Origin of the sequence: Paraburkholderia sp. J11-2, from assembly GCF_905220185.1 — a bacterium.
Taxonomy (GTDB): domain Bacteria; phylum Pseudomonadota; class Gammaproteobacteria; order Burkholderiales; family Burkholderiaceae; genus Paraburkholderia.
The window spans coordinates 63172-77146 of sequence record NZ_CAJMYY010000027.1; the positions used below are offsets into that span (position 1 = coordinate 63172).

The window sequence follows — 13975 nt, forward strand, 5'->3', positions numbered from 1 at the left end:
GTCATTGGCTCCCGCGTTTCGGTCCGTTGCCGATTTGCCAGACAAAGGGCGGCTCAGTGCCGTTGATGGTCCAGTCGCCCACGATCTTCGCTTTGTAGACGAGCGGATTGTGCGACGACACGGCGCGTGCATTGCGCCAGTGCCGGTCCAGCGCGTGGTCTGCGCGGATGGCCGAGGCGCCGAGCGCGTCGAACAGATGCGTCGCGGCGCGCAGCGCGAACTCGGAGGCGACGAGCTGGCTCTGCGCCGAGGCGATTTCGGCCTCCACGTTCGCCGCGCGCTCGGCTTCGTCGTCGCCGCCAAAGCGTGCTTCGTATGCGCGCTGCACCGCCTGCGCGGCCTGCAAGGTCACGGCCCGTGCGCCATAGGCCCACGAGGCGATCTCGCCCACCACCTGCTGGATCTGCGCGTCGTCGCTCGCGCGCCCGGCGTTGCCGTGGCTGTAGATGCGTTTGCGGCTGCGCACGAGCGCGGCGGCGTCGCGTTGCGCAGCTTGCGCAATGCCCGCGAGCGTGGCGACATGAAACAGCTGATAGAAGGCGGTCTGATACTTGAAACGGCGGCCGAAGTCGATGACATGGCGCGCGTGCACCTCGGCGTTCCGGAACACGGTGGTGCCGCTGCCGGTCGTCGTCTGGCCGAAGCCGTCCCAGTCGTCTTCACGAATCACGCCGGGCTGGTGCACATTCACCGCGACGATGACGTCGCTGCCGTCGTCGTCACGCTGCGCGAAGACGTCGATCCAGTCCGCGTAGAGGCTGCCGGTGCTGTAATACTTCGCGCCGTTCAGCACGAACCCGCCATCGCGGCGGCTCACCTTCGTGTTGATCTGGCCGAGCGCGACATCGCCGGCTTCGGTCCACGCATTGCCAACCAGCTGCCCGCCCGCGAAACGATCGAGCCAGGCGCGCTGGTCCTCGTCCGCTGGCGCATTCAACCTGTCTTCGACAAAGGCGAAGTGGCCGCGCAGCGCCTGCGGCAAATTCGAATCGGCCGCCGCCAGTTCGATGATCAGGCGGAACAGTTGCTCGATCGAGGCGCCTGCGCCGCCGTGACGAGCGGGAACGCGTACGGCGCCGAAGCCCGCTTTCTTGAGCAGGGCGACCGCTTCATGCGGCAGGCGGCGTGTGCGATCGCGCTCGGCGGCATCATCGGCGATTTCCGCGAAGGCGGGGAGGAAACGGGCGGCGAGGGCGTCGTAGTCGGCGCCGCTGGAGAGTGTGTCGTCGGATCGCGATGAACTCATGCTTTCGTTCTCGAATGAGGAGTAACAACACTGCGCGAGGCAAGGGCCGCGTAGCCGTGTGGGGCAGCACGCGCCGCCGTTGGCACGGGACGAAGAGGATGAGTATAGGAAGGCGTGTGACGCCACTCCAATAACCGATTGTCGAATCGATATCGGTTTGCCGGATTTGCGTGGAGGCACGCCGCGCGATGACAGCGATTGCGCTGCCATCGCGGAAGTGCTGCGCGGCAGCTGTTATGTAGTTTCCCTTATCAATCGGGGGCGCATGAATATGAGCATCGCTTCGTTTGGCTGACTGCCGCGCCTCGCTAGGATGAGTGCCAATGCCAACCTTCGATGCGCGAACGCGTACGCTGCGATGTCCGCTCCGATTCTGACTGCTCATGCGATCACCAGGCGCTTTGGCGCAACCGTTGCGCTATCGCGGCTCGACTTTTCCATCCGCGCGGGCGAGGTCGTCGCGCTGATGGGCGCGAACGGGGCGGGCAAATCGACGTTCGTGAAGATCCTGAGCGGCGTGAACCTGCCCGACGAAGGTTCGCTCACGCTCGGCGGGCAACCCTACGCGCCCGCTTCACCGCAGGCGGCGAAGCGCCTGGGCGTCGCCACGGTGCATCAGAGCATTGCCGACGCCGTGGTGCCCGCGCTGTCGATTGCCGACAATCTGTTGCTCGATGCGCTGTGTGACGGCCACGCGCACTGGTGGACGCCGCGGTCCGCGCGCCGGGAACGCGCGCGCGCATTGGCCGCGCGCGTGGCGCTCGAAGCCGATCTCGACGCGCCGCTCGGCTCGCTCTCGCTTGCCGGGCAGCAACGCGTCGTGATCGCACGTGCACTGGCGTCGCGCCCGCGCCTGCTGATCCTCGACGAGCCGACGGCCAGCCTTTCTGCAAGCGAGGCGCAGCGGCTTTACGTGCTCGTCGAAGGCCTGCGGGCCGAGGGCGTAGCCGTGTTGCTCGTCTCGCACCGGCTGGGCGACCTCCGAAGGCTCGCTTCACGCGTTTCGATCCTGCGCGATGGCCGCATTGTCGGTGAGCAGCACGCGCCGGTGGATTACGACGCTGCGCTCGAAGCGATGATCGGCCGGCCGCTGGCGGCGGCGCGAACCTTGCCTCACACGCGGCTGGCCGGTGCGCAATCGGTGCAGCCCGCGCTGCGGTTGCGCGGTCTGCGTCTCGCGCCGGGTTGCGATGCATTCGATCTCGAGGTGGCGCAGGGCGAGATCGTCGCGATTGTCGGCCCGGTCGGGGCGGGCAAGTCGCGGCTCGCGCAGGTGATTTTCGGCGCGCTGCGAGCGGCAGCGGGCCAGATGGAACTCTACGGGCGCCCTTGGGCGCCGCGCACGCCCGCAGAGGCGATTCGCGCAGGCGTATTTCTCGCGGGCGAAGACCGCTGGCGCACATCGCTCTTTCCCGACACGGTGGCGTTCGCATCGATCGCCGGCACGATCAGCTTCCCGTTCTTGTCGCGCTGGCGGCGCGGCGGCGCGTTGCCGCACGAACGCGAGCACGCCGAGGCGCGCAACGCGATCGAGGCGTTCGGCATTCGCTGCTCGGGACCGGACGACCGCGTCTCACGGCTGTCGGGCGGCAACCAGCAGAAGGTGCTGCTTGCGCGCTGGCACGCCGAGCCCGCGAGGCTGCTCCTGCTCGACGAGCCGTTTCAGGGCGTCGATGCGGGAGCTAGAGCCGATATCGCTGCCACATTGCGTCATCGCGCGGCCGGTCGCGCGACGCTCGTTTTCGTCAGCGACCTCGAAGAGGCGCACGAAGTCGCCGACCGCATCGTCTCGTTCGATCGCGGCGCGATCGATCATCAGGATTCCACAGTCTCCCACCTCGCCCACTGAATCATGAGATCCGTCACGCCGACACTCGCCACCGAAGACTCTCCCGCCCGTCACGAGACTGCACGGCATCGCCGCGGCCTTTTCGTCGCGCTCGAACGCGCCGGGCTGCTGATCGTGCTCGCTGCGCTCGTGGTGATCTTCACGGTACGTGAACCGGCGTTTCTGAATATCGCCAACCTGTTCAGCATCCTGCAGGCCGTATCGATCGTTGCGTTGCTCGGCATCGGTGTGACGATCACGCTCGCCGCTGGCGGCTTCGATCTTTCGGTGGGGAGCGTCGCCGCCTCCGCGCAGATGGCCGCGAGCTACGTGCTCGTGGTGTGGCACGGCAGAAGCTGGGAGGCCGTGCTCGCTTGTCTCGCGCTTGGCGTCGCGGCGGGGCTGTTCAACGGCGTGCTCATCACGCGCCTGCATGTGCCGGACCAGCTTGCGACGCTCGGCACGCTCTTCCTGCTCGCCGGCCTGCAACTGATTCCGACAGGCGGCCGTTCTCTAGCCACAGGCACGATCCTGCCGGACGGCACCGAAGCAAGCGGCATGTTTCCGGCTGCATTTCTCGCGCTCGGACGCGCACGCTTCTTCGAGGTGGTGCCTGTTCCCGTGCTCGTGCTGCTCGTGCTGACCGTGCTCGTTTCGGCCGTCATGGGCTCGACGCGATGGGGTCGCGTGATCTATGCCATCGGCGGCAACGAGAACGCGGCGCGACTGGCGGGCGCGCCCACGGCCCGTTACCGGATGGGCGCGTATGTCGCTTCGGCGACGATCGCGGCACTCGGCGGACTGCTCATTGCCGCGCGCGTTGGTCGCGGCGACGTGAGCGCTGGGCATTCGTTGCTGCTCGACGCGGTGGCGGCGGCACTCGTGGGCTACGCAGTGTGGGGCGCAAAGCGGCCCAACGTGCCGGGCACGGTCGTCGGCGCCGTGTTCGTTGGCGTGCTGCTCAACGGTCTCACGATGCTCAACGCGCCTTACTACCTCCAGGACTTCATCAAAGGTGCGTTGCTGGTCGTGGCGCTGGCATTTACGTTCAGCGTCGGCCGCAGGACGCAAGGCCGCGACTGACGCCATCCGAAGGCCGGCAGATTTTATTTTCTGGTTTGCGAGTCATACAACCTGATCGAGCGGAGCACAACATGGCAGAGACACTGGCAGACATCGCGGCACAGGGTGCCACACCCGCAACCGAAGCCGCACATGTCATCGCCACGGACAGCGAGGCGATAGCGGTTGCAAAGGAACTGGCCGCACGGCTGGCCGAGGGCGCCGCGCTGCGCGATAGCGAGCGGCGTTTGCCGCATGAAGAAGTCGAGTGGTTTTCGCGCTCGGGCCTGTGGGGCATCACGGTGCCGAAGGCATACGGCGGCGCTGGCGTTTCGTTCGTTACCCTAACGGAAGTGGTCAAGCTCATTGCCGCCGCGGACGCGTCGCTCGGGCAACTGCCGCAGAACCACTTCGGTCTCGTCGACGTGATCGCGCTAACGGGCACCGAGGAGCAAAAGCGTGGCCTGTTCGGCCAGGTGCTCGCCGGCAAGCGCTTCGGCAACGGTTTCTCGGAGAAGGGCACGAAGCATGTGCTCGACCTGAAAACACGGGTGCGCCGTGACGGGGACCACTACGTGGTCGACGGCACCAAGTTCTATTCGACGGGCGCGCTATTTGCCCATTTCGTCCCCGTGCTCGGACTCGACGAGGACCTCAGGGGATGGCTCGCCTATATTCCGCGAGGCACGCAAGGGCTCAGCGTGGTTGACGACTGGTCCGGTTTTGGCCAGCGCACCACCGCGAGCGGCACCGTCACGCTCGAAAGCGTACACGTGCCGGCCAGTCTCGTGTTGCCCGCGCATCGCGTTTCCGAGCAGCCCACGCTCAATGGTCCGCTCTCGCAGATCATCCAGGCCGCGATCGATGCGGGCATTGCCCGCGCCGCGATCGACGACACGCTCGCGTTCGTGCGTGCGCGCACCCGGCCGTGGGTTGACAGCGGTGTCGAGCGCGCGAGCGACGATCCGCTGACGATCCGTGAGGTCGGCCATCTGCATATCCAGCTGCATGCGGCTGAGGCGTTGCTCGAACGCGCGGCGCGCGTGCTCGACGAACTCGCGGCACAGGGTGCGACAACGGAAGAGGATGTGGCGCGCGCCTCGGTCGCCGTGGGAGAGGCGAAGGTGCTGACGACGGAAATCGCCCTGCTAGCAGGGGAGAAGCTGTTCGAACTGGCCGGCACCCAGGCGACGCTCAGTGTCCACAATCTCGACCGCCACTGGCGCAATGCGCGCACACACACGCTGCATGACCCGGTGCGCTGGAAGTATCACCTCGTCGGGAATTACTACCTCAACGGCGTGAAGCCGGCGCGTCACGCCTGGAATTGATCCAGACACACACACACAACGGGAACGTCATGAAGACATCGATTCACCAGCTCATTCGCAACGGCGCATCGCGCCGCCGTTCTTCGGCGCGCCGCGCGCTTGGCGCATTCACGCTGTGCGCTGCGAGCCTTGTTGGCTCGCTCGCTGCGCACGCCGAGCCGCTGAAGGGCGCGCCGGCGCCGTTCGACAAAGGCGGCGTCAAGGTCGCTTTGGTCAACTATATTTCCGAGGGCGACTTCTTCCAGGCCTACGAAGCGGGCGCACAGAAGCAGGCGAAGGCGCTCGGCATCGATTTGCGCATTTACGAAGGGCGTCAGGACGCGGCGCAGCAGCGCGACCAGATCCAGCAGGCCATCAATCTCGGCGTGTCCGCCATCATCGTCAATCACGGCTTGCCCGAGTCGTTGGGCGACGTCGTTCAGCAGGCGCTCGACAAGGGCATCAAGGTCATTGCGTTCGACGTCAATCTCGCGAACCCCAAGGTCCCGCAGATCGAGCAGAGCGACGGCGATCTCGCATCGCTGTTGCTTGCGCAGGCCGTGAAGGATAACGGCAAGGCGTTTTCCGCCGGCTACGTCTACGTGGCGGGGTTCGCACCGCTCGATCGCCGCGACGCGGTGTGGCAATCGTTCAAGCGCGAGCATCCGGGGGTTCAGGAAAAAGCGCGCTGGGGCACCGTGGACAATCCGATTGCGCAGTCCGTGGCGAATCAGGCGGCGGCCGCCTATCGCGCCCATCCGGATATCCGCGTGGTGATCGCGCCTTATGACGAGTTCGCGCGCGGCGCCAATCTCGCGGCGAACGAGGCGAATCTCGGCGACAAGCTGCGGATCTACAGTGCGGACATCTCGACCGCCGACATCGAGGCGATTCGCGCGCCCAACAGCGCGTGGGTGGCCACGGCCGCGACGAATCCCGCTGTCGTGGGCGCGGTGTCGGTGCGCGCCGCGGCAATCGCCGTGGCCGGGCAGCCGCTCGCCCATCAGATCGTCGTGAAGCCCACGCTCGTTACGCGCGACGATCTCGTGAAGAACGATATCCGCACGGTCGCCGAACTGGGGACGAAGTTTCCGGCATTCCGCACGAGCAACGCGGCGACCGCTCCGTGGATTCCCGTGGAGCAGTGATTTGCCGCTGACCGGCTGACGGTGTCGCGCCGAAGGTTCGCGATGCACAAGCCGTCTGCGATCACCGCTGAACTGGCGTAATTGCATGTGAAGCGTATGCCCATTTGGATAGCATTTTTAATTGGTTGGACGCGCGCCGCCTTGCCCGCATAGTGAATTCCTGATGTCTAAAGGCGGCAGCTTCTCCCAAAGGGCCTGATGTGCCGCCAACATTACATGGAGGCACTGATGACAGTGGCATTGCAGGAAAAGCCGTTGCACGCGGATCTCGAAGCCGCGCTTGGCGCCGCGCGGGCGGCCGGTTTGCCGTATGCGGGCAGCGTGACTGCGCAGCAGGCGTGGGCGCTCCATCAGGCGGGCGAGGCGGTGCTCGTGGATGTGCGCACCGGCGAGGAGCGCAAGTTCGTCGGCCACGTGCCCGACACCTTGCACGTGGCCTGGGCGACCGGCACGAGCCTGACGCGCAATCCGCGCTTCGTGCGCGAGCTGGAGGCGAAGACCGGCAAGGCCGCCGCGGTCTTGCTGCTGTGCCGCAGCGGCAACCGCTCGGCGCAGGCTGCCGAAGCCGCCGCCAAAGCGGGCTTTGCGCACGTCTTCAACGTAGCCGAAGGCTTCGAAGGCGAACTGGACGATGCGGGGCATCGCGGCTTGCATAACGGCTGGCGTTTTCATGGCCTGCCGTGGGTGCAGGACTAGACAGGGCGAAAGCAGCCCCGGTTGCGCACCCGCTCGCCGATCATTCATGCGAACAACGAAGAGAGAACTGGCGTGACCGTATTTCATGTGGCTGAAATCGTCGACGCGCTGCAGGGCGTGCGGCAACAATGGCGTGAACTGCAGCGGCGGGCGCTGGAGCCGGGTGGCCGCGACCTGCCGGCGCGCGAGGCGCTGGCCGAAGTCGTCGAGACGCTCAAGGGCGTGCTGTTTCCCATGCGGCTCGGGCCGCCGGATCTGCGCCAGGAGAGCGAAAACTTCTATGTCGGCCACGCGCTCGACGCGGCGCTGCATGCGTTGCTTGCGCAGGCGCGGCTCGAACTGCGCTACAAGGCGCGGCACGCGGAAGCCGCCCCGGAGGAAATCGACGCGCGCGCGCTGGCCGCGGTGCGCGCGTTCGCGCAGCGCCTGCCCGCCATCCGCTCGCTGCTCGACACCGACGTGCTCGCCGCCTTCAACGGCGATCCCGCCGCAGGCAGCGTGGACGAAGTGCTGCTCTGCTACCCCGGCGTGCTTGCCATCACGCATCACCGGCTTGCGCATGAGCTGTACTGCCTCGGTTTGCCGCTGCTCGCGCGCATTATCTCGGAGCTCGCGCACGCGGCCACGGGCATCGACATCCACCCAGGCGCGCAGATCGGCAGCGCGTTCTTCATCGATCACGGTACGGGTGTGGTGATCGGCGAAACTGCGGTCATCGGCGAGCGTGTGCGTGTCTATCAGGCGGTGACGCTCGGCGCGAAGCGCTTTCCGCGCGATGCGCACGGCAACCTCGAAAAGGGCTTGGCACGCCATCCCATTGTCGAGGACGACGTCGTCATCTACGCGGGCGCGACGATACTCGGGCGCGTCACCCTCGGGCGCGCCGCGGTGATCGGCGGCAACGTCTGGCTGACCGAGAGCGTGCCGCCAGGTGCGCACGTCACGCAGGCCATCTCGCGCCACGAAACACGCGCGCCGGCGGCGGTCGCAACGGCCGAGGCCGGCGCAGCCGCGCCGGTTGCGCTTGCGGCGGGCGCCTCGCGATGAGCGCCATCGTTCATGACTTCGGGGCCTCGGTACGGCGCCTGCGCGAAGCGCATGCGTGGTCGCAGGAGCGGCTCGCCGAGCATGCGGGATTGAACCGGACCTACGTCGGCGAAATCGAGCGTGGCGCGGCCATCGCATCCATCGTCACGGCGGAGAAACTCGCTCGCGCGCTAGGCGTGGATATCGGCGACCTGCTTGCCGGCGGCGCGGTTCATGCCGCTGTGCTGCCGGGCATTCCACTGTCTCCCTGATTGCATGTCTTTTCGGACGGGCACTCGCGCCTGGAATGGCGTCGCATGCTTCGCGCAGCGCCGCGCCATTGCGCTTGATGCCGCCTGTGTCCGCCTGATGTCTATAGCCGGTTGAACCGGAGAATGGCTCTCCTCATAATCGGCCGTCTTCATAAGCAAAGCAGTTTTCGTTATAAGTAACCGGAGCCTTCATTCATGTCCACGACTCTGAGCGGCCAGACCGCGCTTGGCGATAATGCCGCGCGGCAACTGGCGAATGCCACCAAGACCGTCCCGCAGCTTTCCACGATCACGCCGCGCTGGCTCACGCACCTGCTGCAATGGGTGCCTGTCGAAGCCGGCATTTACCGTCTGAATCGCGTTAAGGACCCCGAAGCAGTGCGGGCTGCCTGTACCGCGCGCGAGGACGAAGGCACGCTGCCCACGACTTTTGTGCCGTACGAGGAGCAGCCGCGCGAGTACTTCCTCAACGCGGTGAGCACGGTGCTCGACGTTCACACGCGGATCTCCGATCTCTATAGCAGCCCGCACGACCAGATCAAGGAGCAGCTGCGCCTCACGATCGAGACGATCAAGGAACTGCAGGAAAGCCAGCTCATCAACAATCCCGACTACGGCCTGCTGGCAAATGTGGAGGAAGACCAGCGCATTTTCCCGCTGACCGGCGCGCCGACGCCCGATGACCTCGACGAACTGCTCACGAAAGTGTGGAAGGAACCCGCGTTCTTCCTCACGCATCCGCTGGCGATTGCCGCGTTCGGCCGCGAATGCACGCGGCGCGGCGTGCCGCCGCCGACGGTCAGCCTGTTCGGCTCGCAGTTCCTCACGTGGCGCGGCATTCCGCTGATTCCGTCCGACAAGGTGCCGGTCGCCGACGGCAAGACGAAGATCCTGCTGCTGCGTGTAGGCGACAAGCGCCAGGGCGTGGTGGGCCTTTATCAGCCGGGTGTGGCGGGTGAGCAGGGACCGGGGCTTTCGGTGCGCTTCATGGGGATCAACAATCAGGCGATCGCGTCGTACCTGATCTCGCTGTATTGCTCATTGGCCGTCCACTCGCCGGACGCGCTGGCTGTCCTCGATGACGTGGAGATCGGCAAGTACCATGACTATCCAGACACCTACCGCTAATCCCGCGGCATTGCCGCAAGCGGCAGGGCGCGCGCCGCTGCCGGGTGGTCTGCCGGACCCCGCTACGCTCGCGCGGCTCGCCAACGAGTTCTTCAACTCGCTGCCGGGCAGCGCGGGCGCGCCCGAAGTCGCGGCGGGCAGCGGCGCCGTTGGCGGCGTGCCGTCGGCGTTGCCCGCGGCCGCGCCGATACTCGCCTCGGTCAGCAATCCGGCGCCCGCGGGCTCGCCGCTCGCGGGACCGGCCGGCACAGGCACGGGCGTGCCGGGTTTCTCGCCGCCGCAGGGCAAGGTGCCGGGCGCGAACCTCGCGCCTTCCGCGCCGACTCACGTGCTCTCGCTCGGCAACCGCGCACCGGCGCTCGCACCGCATGCGGCGGCGGCAAACGGACTGCCGGACAACGCCGTCGCAATCGCGCCCGCGCTGGAGCCGCGCGTGGGCGGCGCGCTGCTCGGCGTGCCGCAGGCGTATGCGCCGGAGGAGCCGGTTCCGGTCGCAGTTGCGCCCAGCGAGCGCTCGCCGTTCTATTTCACGCAAGCGGACACGCACGGCTGGCGCCGGGAGGCGCAGGAGATCGAGGTGCCCTCGCGAGGCCTTGCTGCGCCGGAGACATTCGGACTGCCAGGCGAAGACACGCTGCGTGAACTGCTCGCGCTCAATCGACGGGACACCAATGGCCAGGATGGGCCTGCGCGATATTTCCTCGACGCAAGCGAGGGCGTCGCGCCCGGCACACGCACTGGCAGCGCCGCACAGGGCGACCTGCTGCGCGGCGCGCATCCGCCCTTCGATGTCAACGCCGTACGCCGCGACTTCCCGATCCTGCAGGAGCGGGTGAACGGCAAACAGCTGATCTGGTTCGACAACGCCGCCACGACGCACAAGCCTCAGGCCGTGATCGATCGTCTCGCGTACTTCTATGCGCACGAGAACTCGAACATTCACCGCGCCGCGCATGCTCTGGCCGCGCGCGCGACCGACGCCTACGAGCATGCCCGCAAAACGGTGCAGCGCTTCATCAACGCTGCGTCGCCCGAGGAGATCGTGTTCGTGCGAGGCACGACCGAGGCGATCAATCTGATCGCCAAGAGCTGGGGCGTGCAGAACGTCGGCGAGGGCGACGAGATCATCGTCTCGCACCTGGAGCATCACGCGAATATCGTGCCGTGGCAGCAGCTCGCGGCGCTCAAGGGGGCGAAGCTGCGCGTGATTCCCGTCGACGATTCGGGCCAGGTGTTGCTCGACGAGTATCGCAAGCTGCTCAACGACCGCACGAAGATCGTTGCGGTGACGCAGGTCTCGAACGCGCTCGGGACCGTGGTGCCGGTGCGGGAGATCGTGGAACTCGCACATCGCGCGGGCGCGAGAGCGCTCGTCGACGGCGCCCAGTCGATCTCGCACATGCGCGTGGACGTGCAGGCGCTCGACGCCGACTTCTTCGTGTTTTCCGGCCACAAGATTTACGGTCCGACCGGCATTGGCGTCGTGTACGGCAAACGCGAGGTGCTTGAAGCCATGCCGCCGTGGCAAGGCGGCGGCAACATGATTCAGGACGTCACGTTCGAAAAGACGGTGTTTCATGGTGCACCCGCGCGCTTCGAAGCGGGCACGGGCAATATCGCGGATGCAGTGGGTCTCGGCGCGGCGCTCGACTACGTGAGCCGTATCGGCATCGAGAATATCGCCCGGTATGAGCACGACTTGCTTGCGTACGCAACGAGCGTGCTCGCGCCGGTGCCGGGCGTGCGTCTCGTCGGTACGGCGCGCGACAAAGCGAGCGTGCTCTCGTTCGTGCTGAAGGGGTATACGACCGAGGAGGTGGGGCAGGCGTTGAGCCGGGAAGGCATTGCCGTACGCGCCGGGCACCACTGTGCGCAGCCGATCTTGCGGCGTTTCGGTCTCGAAGCGAGCGTGCGGCCTTCGCTTGCGTTCTACAACACCTGTGACGAGGTCGATGCGCTGGTGTCTGTCGTGCGTGCTCTGGCGCCACGTCAATAACAAAACGCGGGGCGCATGCGCCCCGCGTTTTCTCCTTGTTGCGCGGCTTGACCGGTGCTCGCGCAACCATCGCCTCCATCCCCTTCATCGCCGCGCTATCGAACCGCGAGTCGCGTCACCGCGATATCCATAGGCGCGTTCGCGAGATATCCATCTGCCAATTCGTTATTGGAGCGCCGCTCGCGCGCTTTCTATACTGGGCTTTCCATCAGCACTCGCATGTGGCGAGTGCCAATCTCATCGAGAACACCCCGGAGAAAGCCGCCCATGAGCCTGCGCCCCTTGCACGATCGCGTGATCGTCAAACGACTCGACCAGGAAACCCGCACCGCGTCGGGCATCGTCATTCCCGATAGCGCCGCGGAAAAGCCCGATCAGGGCGAGGTGCTCGCCGTGGGTCCGGGCCGTCGCGACAACGACGGCCGCCGCATTGCGCCGGACCTGAACGTGGGCGACCGCGTGCTGTTCGGCAAGTACGCGGGGCAAACCGTGAAAGTCGATGGGAACGAGCTGCTCGTACTGCGCGAAGAAGACATCGTCGCGGTCGTGAATCAATAACGGAACCTGAGAGACCATCACTATGGCAACCAAAGACATCGTATTCGGCGACCTCGCCCGCACCAAACTCATTGAAGGCGTGAACCTGCTCGCCGACGCCGTAAAGGTCACGCTCGGCCCGAAGGGGCGTAACGTCGTGCTCGAACGCAGCTTCGGCGCACCCGTCGTGACCAAGGACGGCGTGTCGGTCGCGAAGGAAATCGAGCTGGCTGACAAGCTGCAGAACATCGGCGCGCAGATCGTCAAGGAAGTCGCCTCGAAAACCAGCGACGCGGCTGGCGACGGCACCACGACGGCCACGGTGCTGGCTCAAGCCATCGTGCGCGAGGGCCAGAAGTACGTGGCCGCGGGGCTCAACCCGCTCGATTTGAAGCGCGGCATCGACAAGGCCGTGCTGGCGGCCGTGGAGGAGCTGAAGAAGATCAGCAAGCCCACGACCACGAGCAAGGAGATCGCACAGGTCGCGACCATCTCGGCCAATGGCGAGGAGTCGATCGGCCAGCGCATTGCCGAGGCGATCGACCGGGTGGGCAAGGAAGGCGTGATCACGGTGGAAGACGGCAAGTCGCTCGCCGACGAACTCGACGTCGTGGAAGGCCTGCAGTTCGACCGCGGCTATCTCTCGCCGTACTTCATCAACAATCCCGACAAGCAGATCGCGGAACTCGAAAACCCGTTCATTCTGCTGCACGACAAGAAGATCTCGAACATTCGCGACTTGCTGCCGGTGCTCGAACAGGTCGCGAAAGCGGGCCGGCCGCTCTTGCTCATTGCCGAGGACATCGAGGGCGAAGCGCTCGCCACGCTCGTCGTCAACAACATTCGCGGCGTACTCAAGACGGTTGCCGTGAAGGCCCCCGGCTTTGGCGACCGCCGCAAGGCGCTGCTCGAAGATATCGCGATTCTCACCGGTGGCCAGGTGATCGCGGAGGAAACGGGCCTCACGCTGGAGAAGGCCACGCTGCAGGAGCTGGGACAGGCCAAGCGCATCGAGGTGGGCAAAGAGAGCACGACCGTGATCGACGGCGCGGGCGAAGCGGCCGGCATCGAAGCGCGCGTGAAGCAGATTCGCGCGCAGATCGAGGAAGCCACGTCCGACTACGATCGCGAGAAGCTCCAGGAGCGCGTGGCGAAGCTCGCGGGCGGCGTGGCGGTGATCAAGGTGGGCGGCGCGACCGAGATCGAAGTGAAGGAAAAGAAGGACCGCGTGGACGACGCGCTGCACGCCACGCGCGCGGCCGTGGAAGAGGGCATCGTGCCGGGCGGCGGCGTCGCGCTGATCCGTGTGCGCCAGGCGATTCTCGACGTGAAGGGCAACAACGCCGACCAGACAGCGGGCGTGAAAATCGTGCTGCGCGCGCTGGAGGAGCCGCTGCGCCAGATCGTCACGAATGCGGGCGAAGAGGCGAGCGTCGTGGCGGCGCGTGTCGCGGAAGGCTCCGGCAACTTCGGCTACGACGCAGCCACAGGCGAATACGGCGACCTCGTCGAGAAGGGCGTGCTCGACCCGACCAAGGTCACGCGCACGGCGCTGCAAAACGCGGCTTCGGTGGCGGGCCTTTTGCTCACGACCGACGCGACCGTGCACGAAGCGCCCAAAGCCGGAGCTGCGACGGCGCCGGCCGGCGGTCCTGGCGGTGCGGACTTGGGTTTCTGAAGCGCGCTGCACGCGCCATGCGCCCGGACCGCTGCACATGGCGGCGGT

General features: G+C 66.3%; 12 protein-coding genes. 11 read left to right on the forward strand and 1 reads right to left on the reverse strand.

What is annotated here, in order from left to right; genetic code table 11:
* Position 1 precedes the first annotated feature (1 nt).
* A complete protein-coding gene (locus tag U5A57_RS31280) occupies positions 2-1246 on the reverse strand; it encodes an acyl-CoA dehydrogenase family protein (protein ID WP_321915548.1) in 1245 nt (414 codons plus the stop codon).
* A 358-nt stretch (positions 1247-1604) separates the two neighbouring features.
* Here U5A57_RS31280 and U5A57_RS31285 point away from each other — a divergent pair, with 358 nt between their 5' ends.
* The 11 genes from U5A57_RS31285 to groL all read left to right on the forward strand — a co-directional run bounded on the left by U5A57_RS31285 (position 1605) and on the right by groL (position 13927).
* A complete protein-coding gene (locus U5A57_RS31285) occupies positions 1605-3095 on the forward strand; it encodes a sugar ABC transporter ATP-binding protein (protein ID WP_321915549.1) in 1491 nt (496 codons plus the stop codon).
* 3 nt (positions 3096-3098) lie between these two features.
* Entirely contained in the window at positions 3099-4157 is a 1059-nt protein-coding gene (locus U5A57_RS31290; protein WP_321915550.1) for an ABC transporter permease, read from the forward strand.
* A gap of 71 nt (positions 4158-4228) precedes the next feature.
* Positions 4229-5467, forward strand: coding sequence for an SfnB family sulfur acquisition oxidoreductase (locus U5A57_RS31295; RefSeq protein WP_321915551.1), 1239 nt, complete (start codon positions 4229-4231; stop codon positions 5465-5467).
* Between the two features lie 29 nt (positions 5468-5496).
* Positions 5497-6594, forward strand: a complete 1098-nt coding sequence (locus U5A57_RS31300; protein ID WP_321915552.1) for a substrate-binding domain-containing protein — start codon at positions 5497-5499, stop codon at positions 6592-6594.
* Between the two features lie 228 nt (positions 6595-6822).
* Positions 6823-7290 (forward strand): rhodanese-like domain-containing protein, encoded by a 468-nt coding sequence (locus U5A57_RS31305; protein WP_321915553.1) that lies wholly within the window; start codon positions 6823-6825, stop codon positions 7288-7290.
* A 72-nt stretch (positions 7291-7362) separates the two neighbouring features.
* Positions 7363-8337: a serine O-acetyltransferase EpsC gene (gene epsC, locus U5A57_RS31310; protein WP_321915554.1), complete on the forward strand. Its 975-nt coding sequence runs from the start codon at positions 7363-7365 to the stop codon at positions 8335-8337.
* Entirely contained in the window at positions 8334-8588 is a 255-nt protein-coding gene (locus U5A57_RS31315) for a helix-turn-helix transcriptional regulator (protein ID WP_321915555.1), read from the forward strand. The genes epsC and U5A57_RS31315 overlap by 4 nt, the downstream gene beginning before the upstream one ends.
* Positions 8589-8783: 195 nt before the next feature.
* Positions 8784-9716, forward strand: a complete 933-nt coding sequence (locus tag U5A57_RS31320; protein ID WP_110382762.1) for a family 2A encapsulin nanocompartment shell protein — start codon at positions 8784-8786, stop codon at positions 9714-9716.
* Positions 9691-11712 carry a family 2A encapsulin nanocompartment cargo protein cysteine desulfurase gene (locus U5A57_RS31325; RefSeq protein ID WP_321915556.1) on the forward strand — a complete coding sequence of 674 codons (2022 nt, stop codon included), beginning with the start codon at positions 9691-9693 and terminating at the stop codon, positions 11710-11712. Before U5A57_RS31320 ends, U5A57_RS31325 begins: the two co-directional genes overlap by 26 nt.
* 267 nt (positions 11713-11979) lie before the next feature.
* Positions 11980-12270: a co-chaperone GroES gene (gene groES, locus U5A57_RS31330; protein ID WP_199124958.1), complete on the forward strand. Its 291-nt coding sequence runs from the start codon at positions 11980-11982 to the stop codon at positions 12268-12270.
* Between the two features lie 22 nt (positions 12271-12292).
* Positions 12293-13927: a chaperonin GroEL gene (gene groL / locus U5A57_RS31335; protein ID WP_321915557.1), complete on the forward strand. Its 1635-nt coding sequence runs from the start codon at positions 12293-12295 to the stop codon at positions 13925-13927.
* Positions 13928-13975: the final 48 nt, after the last annotated feature.

Bases quoted from the DNA above. Each gene is read 5' to 3' on its own strand.
- U5A57_RS31280 (WP_321915548.1), bottom strand. From the start codon at position 1,246: ATGAGTTCATCGCGATCCGACGACACACTCTCCAGCGGCGCCGACTAC.
- U5A57_RS31285 (WP_321915549.1), top strand. From the start codon at position 1,605: ATGTCCGCTCCGATTCTGACTGCTCATGCGATCACCAGGCGCTTTGGC.
- U5A57_RS31290 (WP_321915550.1), top strand. From the start codon at position 3,099: ATGAGATCCGTCACGCCGACACTCGCCACCGAAGACTCTCCCGCCCGT.
- U5A57_RS31295 (WP_321915551.1), top strand. From the start codon at position 4,229: ATGGCAGAGACACTGGCAGACATCGCGGCACAGGGTGCCACACCCGCA.
- U5A57_RS31300 (WP_321915552.1), top strand. From the start codon at position 5,497: ATGAAGACATCGATTCACCAGCTCATTCGCAACGGCGCATCGCGCCGC.
- U5A57_RS31305 (WP_321915553.1), top strand. From the start codon at position 6,823: ATGACAGTGGCATTGCAGGAAAAGCCGTTGCACGCGGATCTCGAAGCC.
- U5A57_RS31315 (WP_321915555.1), top strand. From the start codon at position 8,334: ATGAGCGCCATCGTTCATGACTTCGGGGCCTCGGTACGGCGCCTGCGC.
- U5A57_RS31320 (WP_110382762.1), top strand. From the start codon at position 8,784: ATGTCCACGACTCTGAGCGGCCAGACCGCGCTTGGCGATAATGCCGCG.
- U5A57_RS31325 (WP_321915556.1), top strand. From the start codon at position 9,691: ATGACTATCCAGACACCTACCGCTAATCCCGCGGCATTGCCGCAAGCG.
- groES (WP_199124958.1), top strand. From the start codon at position 11,980: ATGAGCCTGCGCCCCTTGCACGATCGCGTGATCGTCAAACGACTCGAC.
- groL (WP_321915557.1), top strand. From the start codon at position 12,293: ATGGCAACCAAAGACATCGTATTCGGCGACCTCGCCCGCACCAAACTC.